16 protein-coding genes and 1 pseudogene are annotated in these 13,715 nt (G+C 53.9%); 15 read left to right on the top strand and 2 right to left on the bottom strand.

The features are described 5' to 3' along the window. The first annotated feature begins 126 nt into the window (after nt 1–126). From OKB87_RS04835 to istB, 3 genes and pseudogenes are all read left to right on the top strand, one after another. Nucleotides 127–901 (top strand): annotated as a pseudogene (locus OKB87_RS04835) (IS5 family transposase). Between the two features lie 557 nt (nt 902–1,458). Then, on the top strand, nt 1,459–3,000 hold the full coding sequence (gene istA / locus OKB87_RS04830) for an IS21-like element ISAs29 family transposase (protein ID WP_121463554.1): 1,542 nt from the start codon (nt 1,459–1,461) through the stop codon (nt 2,998–3,000). 14 nt (nt 3,001–3,014) lie between these two features. After that, nucleotides 3,015–3,770, top strand: coding sequence for an IS21-like element ISAs29 family helper ATPase IstB (gene istB / locus OKB87_RS04825; RefSeq protein WP_000194037.1), 756 nt, complete (start codon nt 3,015–3,017; stop codon nt 3,768–3,770). Between the two features lie 59 nt (nt 3,771–3,829). Here the strand turns inward: istB and OKB87_RS04820 are convergent, their stop codons facing one another. Beyond that, nucleotides 3,830–4,753, bottom strand: a complete 924-nt coding sequence (locus tag OKB87_RS04820) for an IS481 family transposase (protein ID WP_270826619.1) — start codon at nt 4,751–4,753, stop codon at nt 3,830–3,832. 380 nt (nt 4,754–5,133) lie between these two features. On the opposite strand from OKB87_RS04820, the gene OKB87_RS04815 reads away from it, so the two are divergent. From OKB87_RS04815 to OKB87_RS04775, 9 genes are all read left to right on the top strand, one after another. Continuing rightward, nucleotides 5,134–5,289 (top strand): hypothetical protein, encoded by a 156-nt coding sequence (locus OKB87_RS04815; protein WP_099993921.1) that lies wholly within the window; start codon nt 5,134–5,136, stop codon nt 5,287–5,289. A gap of 28 nt (nt 5,290–5,317) precedes the next feature. Further along, nucleotides 5,318–5,542 (top strand): hypothetical protein, encoded by a 225-nt coding sequence (locus OKB87_RS04810; RefSeq protein WP_099993920.1) that lies wholly within the window; start codon nt 5,318–5,320, stop codon nt 5,540–5,542. 144 nt (nt 5,543–5,686) lie between these two features. Then, on the top strand, nt 5,687–6,238 hold the full coding sequence (locus OKB87_RS04805; RefSeq protein WP_099993919.1) for a lecithin retinol acyltransferase family protein: 552 nt from the start codon (nt 5,687–5,689) through the stop codon (nt 6,236–6,238). Nucleotides 6,239–6,274: 36 nt separating this feature from the next. After that, nucleotides 6,275–6,700 carry a DUF2787 family protein gene (locus OKB87_RS04800; protein WP_192873414.1) on the top strand — a complete coding sequence of 142 codons (426 nt, stop codon included), beginning with the start codon at nt 6,275–6,277 and terminating at the stop codon, nt 6,698–6,700. A 10-nt stretch (nt 6,701–6,710) separates the two neighbouring features. After that, nucleotides 6,711–7,139, top strand: a complete 429-nt coding sequence (locus tag OKB87_RS04795; RefSeq protein ID WP_099993917.1) for a hypothetical protein — start codon at nt 6,711–6,713, stop codon at nt 7,137–7,139. A gap of 336 nt (nt 7,140–7,475) precedes the next feature. Continuing rightward, on the top strand, nt 7,476–7,973 hold the full coding sequence (gene radC, locus OKB87_RS04790) for a RadC family protein (RefSeq protein WP_059168617.1): 498 nt from the start codon (nt 7,476–7,478) through the stop codon (nt 7,971–7,973). 60 nt (nt 7,974–8,033) lie between these two features. Next, on the top strand, nt 8,034–8,396 hold the full coding sequence (locus OKB87_RS04785; RefSeq protein ID WP_059168616.1) for a hypothetical protein: 363 nt from the start codon (nt 8,034–8,036) through the stop codon (nt 8,394–8,396). Then, nucleotides 8,393–8,623: a hypothetical protein gene (locus OKB87_RS04780; RefSeq protein ID WP_238138542.1), complete on the top strand. Its 231-nt coding sequence runs from the start codon at nt 8,393–8,395 to the stop codon at nt 8,621–8,623. Before OKB87_RS04785 ends, OKB87_RS04780 begins: the two co-directional genes overlap by 4 nt. Nucleotides 8,624–8,761: 138 nt before the next feature. After that, a complete protein-coding gene (locus OKB87_RS04775) occupies nt 8,762–8,995 on the top strand; it encodes a hypothetical protein (protein WP_234579898.1) in 234 nt (77 codons plus the stop codon). Between the two features lie 109 nt (nt 8,996–9,104). Here the strand turns inward: OKB87_RS04775 and OKB87_RS04770 are convergent, their stop codons facing one another. Then, nucleotides 9,105–9,737 (bottom strand): response regulator, encoded by a 633-nt coding sequence (locus OKB87_RS04770; RefSeq protein WP_238138541.1) that lies wholly within the window; start codon nt 9,735–9,737, stop codon nt 9,105–9,107. A gap of 975 nt (nt 9,738–10,712) precedes the next feature. Here OKB87_RS04770 and rfbB point away from each other — a divergent pair. The 3 genes from rfbB to rfbA all read left to right on the top strand — a co-directional run bounded on the left by rfbB (nt 10,713) and on the right by rfbA (nt 13,688). Continuing rightward, entirely contained in the window at nt 10,713–11,813 is a 1,101-nt protein-coding gene (gene rfbB, locus OKB87_RS04765; RefSeq protein WP_099993913.1) for a dTDP-glucose 4,6-dehydratase, read from the top strand. Continuing rightward, nucleotides 11,813–12,700: a dTDP-4-dehydrorhamnose reductase gene (gene rfbD / locus OKB87_RS04760; RefSeq protein WP_099993911.1), complete on the top strand. Its 888-nt coding sequence runs from the start codon at nt 11,813–11,815 to the stop codon at nt 12,698–12,700. The genes rfbB and rfbD overlap by 1 nt, the downstream gene beginning before the upstream one ends. A 112-nt stretch (nt 12,701–12,812) precedes the next feature. Then, complete coding sequence (gene rfbA / locus OKB87_RS04755; protein ID WP_270805161.1) at nt 12,813–13,688, top strand: glucose-1-phosphate thymidylyltransferase RfbA; 876 nt, start codon at nt 12,813–12,815, stop codon at nt 13,686–13,688. The last annotated feature ends 27 nt before the right edge of the window (nt 13,689–13,715 follow it).

The following is a 13,715-nucleotide window of genomic DNA, read 5'->3' as shown; positions in this document are numbered from 1 at the left end:
GACTCATGATGAACCCTGTTCCATGGCTCCAGATGACAAACATGATCTCATATCAGGGACTTGTTCGCACCTTCCCTTATGGTGGAGACGGTGTCTGATCACCAAATCCCTTTTCAAATCAGCATCATGGGCAAGTCGCTTCACGCCATATCCAACTGGTCACAGTACAACCGTTCCCTGGTCAAACGCGGCTCGCTAACGTTCTGGGTTGATGAGCATGTCGTTCATAACTGGTTCCATCAAGAACATCATGGCCGACGGGGACGAAGCTCCCTCTACACCGACCAGACCATCTGTACCTTTCTCATGCTCAAGGGCATTTTCAACCTCTCCCTGCGGGCGACACAGGGCCTGCTCGACTCGCTGTTTGAGCTGATGAATGTGCCGCTCCCCCGACTACATAGCTGTGTCAGCAAGCGCGCCAGCACCGTGAAGGTGGCATACCGCCAGCCACCCAAGGGCAAGGTTACCGATTTGGTTATCGATTCCACCGGCTTGAAAGTGTTTGGCGAGGGCGAATGGAAGGTCAGAAAGCATGGCCATGACAAGCGCCGGGTCTGGCGCAAATTGCATCTGGCGGTGGACCCGGCGACCCAAGACATCGTGGCAGCCGAGGCCTCGTATTCCGCCGCGCAAGAATGCCGGTTTATGGGAAAAGGGGCATCCACGTAATGAAGCGGTTCTGGTGATACGCAAGGAGGGGCTGACTCACTGGAAGCAGCAGTCCGGGTATCATCGGCGCTCATTGGCCGATACGGCGATGTATAGGTTCAAACAATTGATGACGGGAAAAATCAGTCTACGTAACTACAACGGACAAGTGGGAGAGATCATGGCCTACGTGTGTGCGATGAACAAACTGAATGCTCTTGGTCTGCCGGTTAGAAAGCCCCAAGTGTAGCTATCACCTGGGGCTGGGGAAGTAGTGGCCTAATGGCTGATTTTGGCAACAACGCCGATTTTAGATTAAATTAATTTAATCTGAAGCCACTAGATTGGTTTTTGAGAATGCACAGTGTTCAATGGTATTTCTTATATCATTTGATTGGTTGGGTAGTCCTTATCTTATAATTAGATGTGTACATTATAATACATTGAACCCTCTCTATTTTGGTGTGTAAAATTTTCTCTGGGAAGGACTTGCACTTATAGTGGATTCAATCACAAACTAGGTGTATGGTCCCGGAATGAGGTGGTGCGGTTGAAGCTTGAAACGATCCGGTGTTTTAATCCAGGCTGCATATTCCGGCCGATCATGAACACCGATTCCGGTTCAACGTGAACACCATTTCCGGACCAATGTGAACGCTCATTCCGGCTCAACCTGAACACTTTGCCCCTCCTTTCCGGAAACAGTGTTCAACATCCCGGAATCACTGTTCACATTCACCAGAATCATCCTTAACGCATTGATTTAACAACCTTTGATACGCTCTCCCTTTTGCCAGGGAAGAGCCTATGTCTGCCAAGAGGATTGCAATGCGTAAAATTCGTGAAGTGCTGCGACTGCGGCTGGAAGCTGACCTCTCTGTTCGCCAAATCAGTATCTGTACCAAGGTCAGTGTCGGCTCCATCCAGAAACTCCTCAAAAGTGCCCAGGCGCTCGGCCTTAGCTGGCCCCTGCCCACCGAGTTTGATGATGGCCGACTGGCTGCCCTGTTTTATCCGCAGGCCGATACCACCATATCGGCCTGCCATGTCGTGCCGGATTGGCCCTCTGTCCATCAGGAGCTCAAGCGCAAGGGGGTCTCCAAACAGCTGCTCTGGGAGGAGTACACCCAGCGCTATCCCAATAGCTGTTACAGCTACTCCCAGTTCTGCGACCGTTACAAGTCCTGGTGTCAGTTGCAAAAGCGCTCCATGCGCCAGATCCATAAGGCGGGGGAAAAGCTCTTTATCGACTACTGCGGGCCCACGGTGCCCATCGTGTCGCCGACCACGGGTGAGGTCCGTCAGGCACAAGTCTTTGTCGCCGTGCTCGGTGCGTCCAACTACACCTTTGCCGAGGCCACCTGGTCACAGTCACTGCCGGACTGGCTGCAAAGCCATGTCCGTGCCTTTGAGTTTTTCGGCGGGACACCGGCACTGCTGATCCCCGACAACCTCAAGAGCGGTGTCAGCAAGGCTTGCCGATACGATCCCGAGCTCAACCCCAGCTACCAGCAGTTGGCCGAGCACTATCAGGTGGCGGTGATGCCAGCTCGTCCTTACAAGCCCAAGGACAAGGCCAAGGCGGAGGTGGGTGTGCAGATCGTCGAGCGCTGGATCCTGGCCCGTCTACGCCATCAGACCTTCTTCTCGCTTGCCGAACTCAACCAGTGCATCCGTGCCTTGCTGAACGAACTCAACGAGCGTCCGTTCAAGCAACTGCCCGGTAACCGACGTGACGCATTTGAGCAGTTGGACCGCCCGGCACTGGGACCACTGCCGGTGCATCCCTATCGCTATGTCGCCATCAAAACGGTCAAGGTCAACATCGACTATCACGTCAGCTATGAGCAGCACCATTACTCGGTGCCACACCAGTATGTGGGTCAGCAACTGGAGCTCCATGCGGGCGATACCCTGCTTCAGGTCTATCACCAGCAACAGCTGGTCGCGAGCCATCCACGTAAAACCATCCCGGGGATGAGCACGCTCCCTGAGCACATGCCGGAACGTCACAGCAAGCAGCAACGCTGGACCCCAGGGCGTCTTAAACAGTGGGCTGCTGACATCGGACCGAGCACCTTGTGCTGGGTTAGCGAGCGGTTGGAAGAGAAAGCCCATGCCGAGCAGGCATACCGACTCTGCCTGGGGCTGCTGAGTCTTAGCCGGGAGTATCCGCCATCACGGGTTGAAGCCTGTTGCCAGTTGGCCAACCGGGAAGGTCTGGTGCGACTCAAACAGCTCAAGTCGGTGCTGACCAGTGGCCGCGACCAACTGCCCGCAAGCCCGCTGAGCTACCCAGAGTTACCGCAAGAGCACGAGAACATCCGCGGCCCCCAGAGCTTCCACTAAAGAGGATACGTCCCATGACCCAACAAACGCTGACCCGCTTGAGACACCTGAAACTGACTGGCATGGCGGATGCCGTGCAACAACAACTGGAACAGGCAAGTACCTACGAAGGGCTGCCCTTCATCGAGCGGCTAAGCCTGCTGGTCGAACACGAACAACTGAGCCGGGAGCAGCGTAAACAAGCTCGGCTGGTCAAGCAGGCGAGGCTCAAACTCCAGGCCACGGTGCAAGAGGTGGACTACCAGTCTGCACGCAACCTGGAGCGGTCACAGGTGGCAAACCTGGCCCAAGGAGAGTGGCTGCGCCGGGGCCAGAACCTGCTCATTACCGGCCCCTGTGGCTGCGGAAAAACCTACCTAGCCTGTGCGCTGGGCTACCAAGCCTGTCAGCAGGGGCACAGCACTCGTTACTACCGGCTGCCGCGTCTGCTACTTGAGCTGAGCCAGGCCAAGGTAGATGGCAGTTACGCCAGACTGCTGGGTCAACTGGCAAGGATAGAGCTGCTGATCCTGGATGACTGGGGACTGGAAGCGGTGAATGCCGAGCAGCGCAACGCCCTGCTGGAGATCATGGATGATCGGTACGGGAAATACTCGACGGTCGTGGTCAGTCAGCTGCCAACGGAAGAGTGGTACGCGAGCTTGGGGGACAACACTCTGGCAGATGCGATCCTGGACCGGCTGATGCACAACGCTCACCGGCTGTCACTGAAGGGAGAATCGATGAGAAAGAGGAGAAGTGAGTTGACCCAATCTGAACACTCGAGTTAGAAACGGGGTGACGTGAGCGCGTTAAGGATCAGGGTGTTCACGTTGGCCGGAATGGCTGTTCAACTTCGCCGGAATACGCACCAGGCATCGCAGATAGTTTTAAACGGGGTTCTCCATCTCAGGGCTTTTAGATGCTTCGCGAAGTTGTAAGCAGTGATAAAGGCCCGCACATGGGCCTTCAATGCATCGAAGTCTGGATAGTGAAAAGACTTTATTGTGGCGTCTTTCACCGTTCGGTTCATTCGTTCGGCCTGCCCATTGGTCCATGGATGATATGGCTTGGTCAGTTTGTGCTTTATGCCATGTTGACGGCAAACCCGATCAAAAACGTGCCCAACGAGACGGTTGGTTGGGCCATTCCTGTATTTTGCCTGCTCTGTGAAGGCGATACCGTTGTCTGTGAGGACGGTATGAATGGTGTATGGGTAGACCGCCACAACTTCCTCAAGAAATGCAGCTCCATTTTGCTTGGTCGGCGCGTCAAAGAACGCCACGTGGGTAAATTTGGTGACACGATCAATGGCCAAAAACATGTGTTGCTTGCCTTCCTCCAGACGTAACTCGCAACTGTCGATATGCAAGTAACCCATTTCTGTCGGTTCAAACTGTCCACGTTGGTTTTTGTTCTGTTGCTGATTGGGTCGCTTGCTAATGCCATGTCGTATAAGACAGCGATGAAGGGCACTGCGAGTTAGTTGTGGGAGGGCTTCACGCAAATGCCCCAACAAGTCGTCCAGAGGCAGAAGGGTTCGTCGCCTGAACTCCACGACCATTTCCTCTTCCTCCTTTGACAGATGAGCACATCTGGGGTTGGTCGGCCCCATCGGCTTGTCAGTGGTGGTGGTTCGAGAGCGCCATTTAGCGACGGTCTTGACGTTCAATCCGTATCGAGCGGCAAGTTTGCGCGTCGACTCTTTCGACGCTTGGAGCTCGGCTCGAATTCTCGGTGTTGTGCGGGCTGAGCCATGAAGACCTGCTGCCAAAGTGCATCCTCCTGATAAGAGTCCAATAATGCACCGCACCATGACTCTCTGGGACTGAACACCTAGTCTGATTGAAAAGGATCTCAGATAGATATCATCAGGAGACAACAAGTAAAAATCGTCACAAACCCCCTTGGGAGATACATTGCGGCCTCTCAAGTTATCGGCATCAGTAAGTCATCGGTGCACACAGTGAGCCATTAAAGGGCAAGTTGTGTTATCAGCTTATCAACTACCTCCAACACTAGCGCCCTGTCAGCTGTATCGAGTTTGGCCAACTGTTCGTCAACTGACTGCACCTATGTTACCCCGCTCACTCGATAAGCTTACCCTATCGGCCAGGCTTTCTTTTGCCATATATAAATTACAGGAGATTCTTCATGCCATTAATCCTGATCTGGTGTGGACTTGCTTTACTACTGGGATTTGTTGCCTCTGGTAACGGACGTTCATTCTGGGGTTGGTTCATTCTCGGACTGATTATCGATCCGATATTGGCTGGATTACTTTACTGGCTGATTACTAAAGACAACTGATATGACGCCTCATCTAATGTAGATGATTATGATCAGACTATTAATAAAATGGGTTGGTAATATGGGACTTTTGAAAACGCTTGCAACCATCAATGGCAATAGCTTGGGTGGCATTATTATTAAACTCATTTATAACGTTCCGAAGATGAGCGACACGATGGTTATTGATGTTGTTTCGGGGAAAAAGTGGGCCCCTGAATTCATCAAACTGTTAGCCACCAAAGAAGGGGGGCGGCGTTCTCTCAAGATGTGATGCGCCTCGCTTTTCATCAAGGAAAGTGTAAAGCCTCCTCTGACTTACAGGGCATCACGACCTATCTCATCCTCTAAGGGGCGCCATCATGGTGCCCCTTTTGTTTATGCGGTTCACCATTATCATTACAGCAAGGGATCTACCATGACAGTACTACAATCCGGGGACCACCTCGTTTCCCCCCGCACCGGTTACCAGCACCACGGTCTCTATCTTGGGGACCATCTGGTCATCCACTACCAAGGCTTCAGTGCCGGAGTACATTCCGGTCAGATAGCCATCACCACGCTTGCCGAGTTTAGCGAGGGGCAGGGTTACCGTATCCTGCTTCATAGTGCACGTGCCTATAACCGGAAGGAGAGCATCGACCGAGCCTACTCTCGGCTTGGAGAGGCGCACTACAGCATGCTCTTTAACAACTGTGAGCACTTCGTTCTCTGGTGCATCGAGGGATTTCACTATAGCAAGCAGATTAACCAGCTCATCACCACTGGCTTTATCGCACATCAGGCTCTTCGCACAGTGGATAATCGATCCTCTTATGCAACATTGTCAGAAATCACCTCGGGTACGTTACAGCGCCAGCCAGCGACCGCCGCAGTCGGTGCGTTACTGGGTATCACTGCTACCTCGCTGGCTGATCCCCTAGCTGCTACCTACAGCCTCTACCGCGCTTGGCGCTGGTTCAGGGATTAATGCACCCTACATTCGATATGCAAAGGACACACCATGATGACCATGCCATTTCACTTGGCAGGTATGGCCCTGCCGATTTCGCCTGCGTTGCCTGACTTGCTGCGCAAAGTCGGGCGGGAACAGCAGCTTGACCTCACCAATCTCTCTATCTTGACCTTTAACTTTCGCATCCCCGACTACAGTGCCGAAGCGGGTGGCGTCCATCCGGTAGAGCTTCGGCTTATTCGTGAATTACACGGCTGGGTCTTCGATTACATCACCGACTTCAGTTATCAGGGGCTCGGCCTGGATGCCGAGCTCTGCAAGGAGCTCGACTTCAACTTCTCCTGCGACGAGCACTATCTACAGGGCTGGGGACCACTGCCCTGCGTGGATGTGCGGGAACTGTTTGCCCTGTGGCAGAGCAATTTCATTAGCTACGCCCAGTTGGGGTATTTCACCGTCACGGTCAACGGGGAGTAGGGGGTGCGTGATGACTAACGAACTGCCTCTATCCCACTACTCACGCCAATGGCTGGGGCTGGTCGCCGCCAAAGCCAAACTGCTGCCAACTCGCCGGGGTGAGCGCTGGTTGCTGCACCTGACCCCTGATAGCCCAAACGCCCGCACTGTCACCTTGCAAGTGCGCTGGTCTGACGTGCAGTGGCAACTGCTCTCCATCACTAATGCCGAGGACTGGCACACCATGAGCCAACCCGTGGACGAAATCTGTGTGGACCCCACGCGTCGCTGTTTCTGGCGCTGTCAGGCAGGGCCTGTCCCGCTCTTTGAGCAGCCCCGTGTGCTGGGGAGCTTTCTGAGTGACCTGCAGCGTATCTGTATCCATCACGGCTATCGCGTGGAGAGTGACCCCTTATCTCAAGAGGAGGTAAAAGATGCCAAAACAACCGATAGCAGTTGAACTTGAGGCCATCAATCGGGAGGGAGAGGCACAGGTGGTGCGTGACAGTGGCCTGACCGTGCAGGGCTTGCGGGCTAGCCCTGGCCACTTGGGTGGCAGATTACGACACGGTGGACCCCGTCTATGAGCTGGCCGGGCGATTAAGCCTAGCGCTGGCTATCCCGCTGAGCATGTTGGTTCCAGAGTCGCTGATGCCGATGAAGAGTGAACCCGCCACCACAGCAGGAGCCATTACCGCAGCCACCTGAACTTCCCCTTCAACGTGCCCCAACCACCTCTCTTTGACCCCGACATGCTGTATGTGCGCCGGGGTTTTGTTTATTTGGAGAACCCCACATGCGTTACCACAAACTCAAGGCCGGGGAATACCCCGGCACCTATGTCGTCACCGAGCCGGTGACCGAGCAAGACCTGCTGCATATGGCCAACCAGATTGCCCGCAAGCGACTTGCCAAAGGTTCTGCTATTACCTCTCACCAGATGGCAGCTCAACGATTGCAAACCCTGCTTCAAGGGCGAGAGCGGGAAACCTTTGCCGTGTTGTTTCTCGATAATCAGCATCGCGTCATCGCCTTGGAGGAGCTGTTTCACGGGACTTTGACTGCTGCCAGTGTGCATCCAAGAGAAGTGGTCAAGCGAGCCTTGGCTCTTAACAGTGCGGCTATCCTCTGCACTCACAATCATCCCTCGGGCTACCCGGAGCCAAGCCTTTCGGACAAGCAAATTACGGAAGTGCTGCGCAATGCCCTTGCGCTAGTGGAAGTCCGCCTGCTCGACCACCTGGTGATTGGCGCCGAAGGGGTCGTCTCTCTGGCCGAGCGTGGAATGCTGTAATCCACGCCATTCGCCGATTCATCCCTTCTGGGTTTACATCAAACATCAAAGGAGCTCAGCATGATTGAGTTCATCGACAGCTTTAGCCAGGCCGCCGTGGCGGAAGCTATGTGTGCACATTCGGGGCTGGCCAAGCTCATCAGTCAGCAGTTGATGCTGCCGAACTTTGCCTACGCCCACGATATCGAAGGACGGCGTATCGGCGGTCCGCTTGTTGTACCCAACCCGGTGCTGCACAAGACCATGCTCTTTGTCAGTCCCCGTGACATGCGTGAACACCTGCCACGAGAGATTAACTTCGCCCGCTTTCGCTGCGCCTGTAATGCAACGGGTCAACCGGTCGGCGAGTGGCAACGGGTGATTGTCGGAGCCTACGTCAACCACGGCAGCAATGACGCACCAGATTGGAGTAGCCACACATGAGCAGGACAATTCCTACGGCACCACCAAGGGAGACCGAGGCCGCTATCGCCAAGCTCCGGGCCCATATCGAGGAGTTCATTGCGTTGGAGCTCACCCACAAGCTCAATGTACAGCTGGCTAGCCTGGTGCATTCCAGCGTGCTGGACCTGGAGAACTTGGATGGGGCAAATCTGGTCCTGCCGCGCACCGTGACCACGGCGCTGCTGGAGGCGGCTGATTTGGCATAGCCACCGTCGCCGTTATCAGCGAGACATCAACCGCCTCAGGAGGCAATTGCTCTAGACAATCATCCCCACAACAGCACACCACAACCTCATGCAGCCCCTCACGCCGAGGGGCTGTTTGCATTTGAAGGAAGCCTAACCATGTATGACTTACGTGATTACAAAACCCTGTCTGCTCGGCAGATAATCGCTGCCATCGGTCAGCTCAATCACAATACCGCGCCGAACAGAATCACCCACCTTGGATTGCGGGTCAGACAGCCGCCCACGCTCGGTAATCAACGCAGCAGAACCAAGGTGCTCAAGCTATTGCGCCGGGTCAAGAAGGCCCACAAGACGGGACGTATCCACCTAGGGGCGACACCCACCATGTGATAGCACCGAATATCGAGACGTTTCGTGCCGAGCTGGCGCGACTCTACCAGTATCACCCGCAAGCCTCCGCGTTTATCAGCATCGACCCGGAGGTGGGCGTTGTGACCTGTCATTTTGAAACCAAGCCCGGAGGTGAGAGATGGTAAAATACATCCCCATTAAGGTGCCAGGTAAACATCCGCAAACCAGCGAGCTCACCACCTTTGAGCTCAAGGGCCAACACATTGAGCTTGAAGAAGTAGTCCTGATCCAGGCCATCAAGGTATTTCATCAGATCCCGGCAGAAGGTCCCCTTGATGGTGATCACCTCCGGCATGTGCAGGCTGTACCAGCTCAGCTCCACATTGGAGCGGCAGGTCAGGGTATCGAGATTGGGGTCGATGGCATCCGGGGTGATGTTGGCGAGATCTGTGATGGTGTGGGGATCGCGTTGCTTAGAGGAGAAGAGTTTGGAGAGATTCTCCTGCATGCGCTGGCTTTCTGAGCCTGCTCCTCGGCGTGACCAAGATAGAGGATATAGACGGAGAAGGTCATGATGAGCGCGGTGACCAGCATGGCGCTCATCAGCAGCAGGAGAGGTTGAAGATGTAACCCTGTCGACGGATGGTGGAGATAACCCGGGAGCATAGTGTAGCGCCACCAAGGCACTGTCCGTGCTGTGCACTTGATTCTGGGCCTCGGTCAACAGCGTGGTGAGGTGATGATTGAGCCGCTTGTCGTCTTCGACCAGTAGGATCTTCATAAGATGCATGATGATAAGGGTCAAGGCTGTCAATTAGAGGGTGTCTAAGGGGGGAGTCAATGTGGATCCTACATAACCCCCTTGTATCGGGATTGAATCGTGCCTGTCTTTGTTATCGCCGCCCCATCTCCCGCGGTGACCAGGCCGATCCATTCAGGCTGTCGGCAGCGAGGGTCTCACCCTGCGCCTTAGTACCATGAATTGCGACCGTTCCTATCGCATAGGGTGGGATCGAGAAACCCTCATTTTTAGGTGATTTAAATTGTCGTAAGCATGCTTGGCAACACCGTCTTGGTTCTTATGCTGAGTTCACTCATATCGCTTGTAAGGATTTGAAAAAAAGTGACTTTTTTCCTCTACAGTAACCAGTGCTAGGCAACATTGTGCCTTTCCTCGTTGGAATTAGGCTCAATAGGTGACAACTAACAATACCAATATGGATTCAATAGGGCGCGCTTGCAACAAGTGACCTGCAATGTTTTGACTGTTCATTCCCTTGTTAAACGAGATAGAATCTGGCCCAAAATCGGATTTTGTGTTCTTGATTGCCCAAGATGTGAGCAGTGCAGGCGCCAAGAATACCTAGTGAGTAGTATGATGTGACGTGATTGTCAAACATCAACCAAAACAAGAAGCTGGAGGATCTTATGGTCAACAGCACGGACAATGAAGTTAAAATCAGCATATTGGGAGCTGTAACCTAAGGGCGGTAGCAATTCAATTTTTCAGCCATAATATGCTTTCTCACACTCCCCCTCAGGGTATCAAGTAAGAGTTATTTACAAAATTCATTATTAGCTGTTACGCGGAAAAATTAACCAGACTTAGCCTCAGCGATATATCCCAATGTGTTAGAGGATTCAGTCATCAGTGTGGGGAGGGGGGGGGGGCTCAGAAAACGTACAGTAAAAACCTTCTACGCAAGCGTCAAACAATGTCTTGCCATTTCGTTATCTTGAAATCGGGAACCTTTCAATGAAGATCCTTGTGACCGGTGGTGCTGGCTTTATCGGTTCAGCCGTTGTTCGCCATATCATCCAGCATACCCAAGACTCAGTGGTCAACCTCGATAAACTTACTTATGCGGGCAATCTGGAATCTCTGAACAGTGTTGCAAACAGTGACCGTTATGCCTTCGAGCAGGTGGATATCTGCAATCGTAGTGAATTGGACAGGGTATTCGCCCTGCACCAACCGGATGCCGTGATGCACCTAGCTGCTGAAAGCCATGTTGATCGCTCTATTACTGGCCCGGCTGACTTTATCGAAACCAATATCGTCGGCACTTATATGTTGCTGGAAGCTGCCCGCGCTTACTGGAACGAATTGAACGAGACGCGCAAAGCGGCTTTCCGCTTTCATCATATCTCCACTGACGAGGTGTATGGCGATCTGCCCCACCCGGATGAGGTGAGTGCCGATCATCCCTTGTGGAATAAGCCACTGCCGCTCTTTACCGAAACCACACCTTACACCCCCAGCAGCCCCTATTCTGCCTCCAAGGCCTCCAGCGACCATCTGGTGCGTGCCTGGCGCCGTACTTACGGCCTGCCAACCATAGTCACCAACTGCTCCAACAACTATGGTCCCTACCACTTCCCCGAGAAGCTGATCCCGCTGGTGATCCTGAATGCGCTGGATGGCAAGCCACTGCCGGTTTATGGCAAGGGCGATCAAATCCGCGATTGGCTCTACGTGGAAGATCACGCGCGCGCACTTTACAAGGTGGTGACTACAGGCTTGGTAGGGGAGACCTACAACATTGGCGGTCACAACGAGAAGCAGAATCTGGACGTGGTGCATACCGTGTGTGATCTGCTTGACGAGATGGTACCGAAAGCGGGTTCATACCGCGATCAAATCACCTATGTGGCAGATCGCCCCGGTCACGATCGCCGCTATGCCATCGACGCCAGCAAGATGAGCTCAGAACTGGATTGGCAGCCAGAGGAGACTTTTGAGTCAGGCATTCGCAAAACCGTGCAGTGGTATCTGGATAACCAGCAGTGGATCAGCAACGTCAAGAGCGGCGCCTACCAGTCCTGGATTGAGAAGAACTACGGGGAGCGTGCCTGATGCATATTCTGCTGTTTGGCAAAAATGGTCAGGTAGGCTGGGAGCTGCAGCGTGCACTGGCGCCGCTAGGCCGTATCACCGCCGTTGATTTTGATTCGACCGACTATTGTGGCGATTTCAGCAATCCGGTAGGCGTGGCCGAAACTGTACGTCTGGTCAAACCGGATGTGATTGTCAATGCCGCAGCCCACACCGCAGTCGACAAGGCCGAAAGCGAGCGGGAGTTTGCCGAGCTGCTCAATGCGACCAGCGTGGCGGCGATTGCAAAAGAAGCGGAACTGCTTGGCGCCTGGTTGGTGCACTATTCCACCGACTATGTGTTCGATGGCAGTGGCGAGCGCCCCTGGATGGAAACCGATGCGACCGCCCCGCTCAACATCTACGGCGAAACCAAGCTGGCAGGGGAACAAGGTGCTGTTCTCTGCGCTCGTCACCTGATTTTCCGTACCAGCTGGGTCTACGCCGCCCGTGGCGCCAACTTTGCCAAGACCATGCTGCGTTTTGGCAAGGAGCGCAGCGAAATGTCGATCATCAATGACCAGTTCGGAGCCCCGACCGGTGCCGAGTTGCTGGCCGATTGCACCGCTCATGCGATCCGCGTGGCGCAGAGCAAACCCGACGTTGCCGGGCTATACCATCTGATAGCCTCCGGTACCACAACCTGGTTTGACTACGCCCAGCTGGTGTTTGCCAAAGCCAGAGAGGCCGGCGTTGAACTGGCGGTGACGCAACTCAATGCGGTGCCGACTAGCGCCTTCCCGACCCCGGCCAAACGCCCCCATAACTCCCGTCTTGATACCAGCAAATTCCAACGCACCTTCAATCTGGTGCTGCCGGACTGGACCGTCGGTGTGGGGCGGATGTTGACCGAGATCCTGGGCAAGTAAATCACTGGCCAGTGATGTATTGAATGCATCCCCGGCTGGCAGGGATAAAACAGAAAGGCGTGGCCTCACGCTACCCTTTTCTTTTGCAATTTAAAAATAAGAAACAAGCATCATGACTAAACGTAAGGGTATTATTCTGGCCGGTGGTTCTGGCACTCGTCTCTATCCAGTTACCATGGCCGTCAGCAAACAGTTGCTGCCCATCTATGACAAGCCGATGATTTATTACCCGCTGAGCACTCTGATGTTGGCCGGTATTCGCGATATCTTGATCATCAGTACCCCACAAGATACCCCTCGCTTTGAACAGTTGCTGGGCGATGGCAGCCAGTGGGGATTGAATCTGCAATACAAGGTACAACCGAGCCCGGACGGGTTGGCGCAAGCCTTTATTCTGGGTGAAGAGTTTATCGGTGACGACGACTGCGCCCTGGTGCTGGGTGACAACATCTTCTACGGTCACGATTTGCAGAAGCAGCTGGAAGGTGCTGCGGCCAAATCCAGTGGCGCCACAGTGTTTGCTTATCACGTGCATGACCCTGAGCGTTATGGGGTGGTGGAATTTGATAAAGAGGGCACCGCTATTTCTCTGGAAGAGAAGCCACTGGAGCCCAAGAGCAACTATGCGGTTACCGGCCTCTATTTCTATGACAACAGCGTGGTGGAGATCGCCAAGAGTTTGAAGCCATCGCCCCGTGGTGAGCTGGAAATTACCGACGTGAACCGTATCTACCTGGAACAAGGCAATCTGTCGGTGGCGATGATGGGTCGTGGCTATGCCTGGCTTGATACTGGTACTCATGAAAGCATGATTGAAGCGAGCAACTTTATTCAAACTATCGAAACCCGCCAAGGGTTGAAGGTGGCGTGCCCTGAAGAGATTGCCTATCGCCAGAAGTTTATTACTGCCGACCAGGTTCGTGAGCTCGCGGCTCCGTTGGCAAAAAATACTTATGGTCAATATCTGCTGAAGATGGTTGGCAAGTGAATGGGGATTGGCGATCCGGGAGTTGTT

Origin of the sequence: Aeromonas sp. Y318-1 (genome assembly GCF_027706125.1) — a bacterium.
In the GTDB taxonomy this organism is placed as follows: Bacteria; Pseudomonadota; Gammaproteobacteria; order Enterobacterales; family Aeromonadaceae; genus Aeromonas; species Aeromonas hydrophila.
This window is presented reverse-complemented; position numbering and strand designations above follow the sequence as displayed.

Bases quoted from the DNA above. Each gene is read 5' to 3' on its own strand.
- istA (WP_121463554.1), top strand. From the start codon at position 1,459: ATGTCTGCCAAGAGGATTGCAATGCGTAAAATTCGTGAAGTGCTGCGA.
- istB (WP_000194037.1), top strand. From the start codon at position 3,015: ATGACCCAACAAACGCTGACCCGCTTGAGACACCTGAAACTGACTGGC.
- OKB87_RS04815 (WP_099993921.1), top strand. From the start codon at position 5,134: ATGCCATTAATCCTGATCTGGTGTGGACTTGCTTTACTACTGGGATTT.
- OKB87_RS04810 (WP_099993920.1), top strand. From the start codon at position 5,318: ATGATCAGACTATTAATAAAATGGGTTGGTAATATGGGACTTTTGAAA.
- OKB87_RS04805 (WP_099993919.1), top strand. From the start codon at position 5,687: ATGACAGTACTACAATCCGGGGACCACCTCGTTTCCCCCCGCACCGGT.
- OKB87_RS04800 (WP_192873414.1), top strand. From the start codon at position 6,275: ATGACCATGCCATTTCACTTGGCAGGTATGGCCCTGCCGATTTCGCCT.
- OKB87_RS04795 (WP_099993917.1), top strand. From the start codon at position 6,711: ATGACTAACGAACTGCCTCTATCCCACTACTCACGCCAATGGCTGGGG.
- radC (WP_059168617.1), top strand. From the start codon at position 7,476: ATGCGTTACCACAAACTCAAGGCCGGGGAATACCCCGGCACCTATGTC.
- OKB87_RS04785 (WP_059168616.1), top strand. From the start codon at position 8,034: ATGATTGAGTTCATCGACAGCTTTAGCCAGGCCGCCGTGGCGGAAGCT.
- OKB87_RS04780 (WP_238138542.1), top strand. From the start codon at position 8,393: ATGAGCAGGACAATTCCTACGGCACCACCAAGGGAGACCGAGGCCGCT.
- OKB87_RS04775 (WP_234579898.1), top strand. From the start codon at position 8,762: ATGTATGACTTACGTGATTACAAAACCCTGTCTGCTCGGCAGATAATC.
- OKB87_RS04770 (WP_238138541.1), bottom strand. From the start codon at position 9,737: ATGAAGATCCTACTGGTCGAAGACGACAAGCGGCTCAATCATCACCTC.
- rfbB (WP_099993913.1), top strand. From the start codon at position 10,713: ATGAAGATCCTTGTGACCGGTGGTGCTGGCTTTATCGGTTCAGCCGTT.
- rfbD (WP_099993911.1), top strand. From the start codon at position 11,813: ATGCATATTCTGCTGTTTGGCAAAAATGGTCAGGTAGGCTGGGAGCTG.
- rfbA (WP_270805161.1), top strand. From the start codon at position 12,813: ATGACTAAACGTAAGGGTATTATTCTGGCCGGTGGTTCTGGCACTCGT.